General features: G+C 70.0%; 3 protein-coding genes. 1 reads left to right on the top strand and 2 read right to left on the bottom strand.

Annotated elements, in window-relative coordinates; genetic code table 11:
• Nucleotides 1–1,288 (top strand): DUF7507 domain-containing protein (locus tag ACWGPE_RS16860; RefSeq protein ID WP_452049133.1); only part of this gene is annotated, 1,288 nt, incomplete at its 5' end.
• Between the two features lie 71 nt (nucleotides 1,289–1,359).
• On the opposite strand, the gene ACWGPE_RS16855 is transcribed toward ACWGPE_RS16860, so the two are convergent.
• Nucleotides 1,360–2,058, bottom strand: coding sequence for a potassium channel family protein (locus tag ACWGPE_RS16855; protein ID WP_231429346.1), 699 nt, complete (start codon nucleotides 2,056–2,058; stop codon nucleotides 1,360–1,362).
• Entirely contained in the window at nucleotides 2,051–3,331 is a 1,281-nt protein-coding gene (locus ACWGPE_RS16850) for a TrkH family potassium uptake protein (protein WP_275507036.1), read from the bottom strand. Before ACWGPE_RS16850 ends, ACWGPE_RS16855 begins: the two co-directional genes overlap by 8 nt.
• Nucleotides 3,332–3,706 lie beyond the last annotated feature (375 nt).

Here is a 3,706-nt window from a genome sequence, read left to right as displayed (position 1 = left end):
TGAGGATCTCGACCACTACTTCGGCGCAGAGCCGGCGGTCGACATCGAGAAGTCGACCAACACGGAGGACGCGGACGAACCGACCGGCCCACTCGTGGCCGTCGGCGGCCCGGTCCGCTGGGTGTACCTCGTGGAGAACACGGGCAACGTCGACCTGATCGGCATCACCGTGACCGACGACCAGGTGGCGGCGTCGGAGATCGACTGCGGCGACGGCACGAACGTGGTGGCCGGCCCGCTCGCTCCGGGCGAGACGTTCGAGTGCACGGCGACCGGCACGGCGACGGCGGGCCAGTACGAGAACCTCGGCACCGTCGCGGCGGTCGGGCCGGAGACGATCGGGCCCGACGGCGAGCCCCTGCCGCCGAAGGAGGTGACCGACGAGGACTGGTCGCACTACCTCGGCGCCGAGCCGGCGGTCGATATCGAGAAGTCGACGAACGGCGTCGACGCCGACGAGCCGACCGGCCCGTACGTCCCGATCGGCGACGCCGTGACGTGGACCTACGTCGTGACGAACACCGGCAACACTCCGCTGACGGACGTCGTCGTCACCGACGACCAGGTCGCCGCCGACCAGATCGACTGCGCCGGAACGGGGAGCAACGCGGTCCCCGGCCCGCTCGCCGCCGGGGAATCCGTCGAGTGCACGGCGACCGGGGTGGCGACGGCCGGCCAGTACGCCAACCTGGGGTCGGTGACGGCCACACCCCCGCCGACGACGGGCGTCGACGGCGAGGAGGTTCCGCCTGGACCGCCGGTCACGGATGAGGACTGGTCGCACTACTTCGGCGCAGTCGACGCACTCGACCTGACGAAGGAGGCGGTCGACCCCGATCAGGTGTCGGGCGAGGGCGACGTCATCACCTACGAGTTCACGCTCACCAACGAGGGCAACGTGACCGTGACCGACGCCGAGATCGTCGACCAGATGGAGGGGCTCTCGGAGCTGACCTACGACTGGCCGGGCGAGCCGGGCGTGCTCGAACCGGGTCAGTCGGTGACGGCGAGGGCGACCTATGCGGTGACCTCGGCCGACGTCGCGGCGCAGGAGGTGGCGAACACCGCGTTCGCCGTCGCGAGCCCGCCCGACGGTGACGACCCGGTGGTCGCACCCGCGGTCACCGAGTACGTCGATGTGCCGCCCGCTCCGCCCGCCGGCCTGGCGGCCACGGGCTTCGAAGCCGGTGCGCCCTGGGCGTTCGGGGGCGCACTCGTCATCGCCGGAGGCATCCTGTTCGTCATCACACGCCGCCGGAAGGACCGGAACGGGACACCCGCCCGCTGAGACGCCCCCGGACGACCGCGCCCCCAACCCCTTCAGCGGGGCGCGGTCGTCCGGGTGGTCCGCCCGTCGGCTCAGCGCAGCTGCGCGAACGCCTCGGCATTGGCGGTCGGGCCGACCACGAGGATGGTGTCGCCCTCGTGCAGCACGGTCGCGTTGTCGGCGTTGCGCCAGGCCTCGTCGCCGTGCTGGAACGCCGCGATCGTGATGCCGTGGCTCGCGCGGATGCCGGTGTCGCCGAGGCGCTTGCCGTGCAGCACCGACGGCGCGGCGGTCTTGACGAGGGCGTACCCCGGTGCGACCTCGATGTAGTCGAGCGCCGCGCCCCGCACGAGGTGGGCGACGCGGCGTCCCATGTCCTTCTCCGGGTAGATGACGTGCTGGATGCCGAGCTGCTCGAGGATGAGCCCGTGCCGATCGTCGACGGCCTTCGCCCAGATCACCGGGATCTTCATGCTCAGCAGCACGGAGCAGGTCAGGATCGACGCCGAGACATCCCCGCCGATCGCGACGACGACGCGGTCGAACTCGTCGATCGCGAGTTGCCGCAGCGCCTCCTCCTTCGTGGAGTCGGCGCGCACGACCTGCGTGAGCTCGCCGTTGTGGGCCTGGACGAGTTCTTCGTCGAGGTCGATGCCGAGCACCTCGGTGCCGCCCGCCATGAGCTCGATGGCGAGCGAGCTGCCGAACCGGCCGAGCCCGATGACGGCGACCGAGTCGGCCTCGGCGATGCGGCGAGCGGGGTCGCCGCCGAAGATGGGGAACCTAACCAATGGCCGGCCTTTCCTTGGGGAGTTCGTAGAGGAGGCGTCGATCGCGCAGCGCGATCGCGCTGCCGAGCGTGAGCGGGCCGATCCGGCCCAGGAACATGAGCAGGACGAGCACGACCTTCGCGGCATCCGGCAGGTCGGCCGTGATGCCGGTCGACAGGCCGACCGTGCCGAAGGCCGAGACCGCCTCGAACAGCACGCGGTCGAGGTCGAGGCCCGTCATCAGCAGCAGCACCGCGGTGCCGGTGACGACCGCGGCGACGGCGATGAGCACCACGGTGATCGCCTGCCGGTGCACGGCGCGGCTGAGCCGCTTGCCGAAGATGTTCACGGATGCCTCGCCCCGGAGCTCGGTCATCATGATGAAGAAGAGCACCGCGAACGTCGTGACCTTGATGCCGCCGGCGGTGCCCGCTGGGCCGGCGCCGATGAACATCAGCACGTCCATGCCGAGCCAGCTCGCGTCGTGCATCGCGCCGATGTCGATCGAGTTGAAGCCGGCCGTGCGGGTCTGCACCGATTGGAAGAAGCCGGCGAGCAGGCGTGCCGCCGGGTCGAGGCCGCCGAGCGTCTCGGGGTTGTCCCACTCGATGAGAGTGAGGTAGGCGGTGCCCGCCACGAGCAGCACGACCGTGCCCCAGAGCACGAGCTTCGTGTTCATCGTCCAGTGCAGCGGCCGGCGGAATTCCTTGCGCAACTGCATGATCACCGGGAAGCCGAGGCCGCCGAGGATGATCGCCGCCGAGATCGGCAGGCAGATCCAGGGGTCGGCGACGAAGCCCATCAGGTTGTCGCTGTACAGCGCGAAGCCCGCGTTGTTGAAGGAGGAGACCGCGAGGAAGCCGGCGTGCCAGGCGGCCTCGCCGAGGCCGTACCCGTAGCCGAAGAGGAAGCGCAGGCCGAGCAGCAGGAAGATCGCGAGCTCGATCGTGAACGTGATCTTCACGATGCCCCGCACGAGCCCCCGCACGTCGGCGAGGCCGGTCGCCTTCGCCTCGGCCGCGGTGTTGAGCCTGGAGCGCACCGAGATCTTCCGTGCGAGCACGAGGCCGATGAGCGAGGCGAAGATCATGATGCCGAGGCCGCCGAGCTGGATCAGCAGCATGATCACGACCTGCCCGAACGGCGACCAGTACGTCACGGTGTCGACGACGGTCAGCCCGGTGACGCACACGGCGGATGTCGCGGTGAAGAGCGCCTCGACGAACGAGGCGCCGCCCGGCCCGGCCTTCGAGATCGGCAGCATCAGCAGTGCGGTGCCGCCGAGCACGGCCATCGCGAAGCCGGCCACGACGGTCTGGGCCGGATGCAGGCGGAGGGAGCGAAGGCGCCCTCGACGCTTCAGGGCCGACGGTGCGGATGGTGCCACGGGCCAACTCTAGAGCGATCGGATGCCGTTGCGGGTGAGGTCGTGGGGCGTCGGCTCTGATCGCAGCGCTCGACAGGGAAGCGTTGGGACGGTTCGACGGCACAGACTGGGTGGTACGCAGTCGATGCCCACGGTGACGCGCTCGAGCGCGATGATTGCGAGAGAACAGAGCCTCCCCGAAATGAACGGAGCCACCCCACCCATGTCGACCTCGCTGATGGAACCCGCCTTCGAGTACTGCTTCGAGCTGCGCTGCCAGGTCGACGAGGAGCTGCCGCTCGG

The organism is Agromyces sp. NPDC055658 (assembly GCF_053618155.1).
The sequence above is the reverse complement of the archived record's forward strand: the minus strand, read 5'-3'. Positions and strand labels throughout refer to the sequence as shown.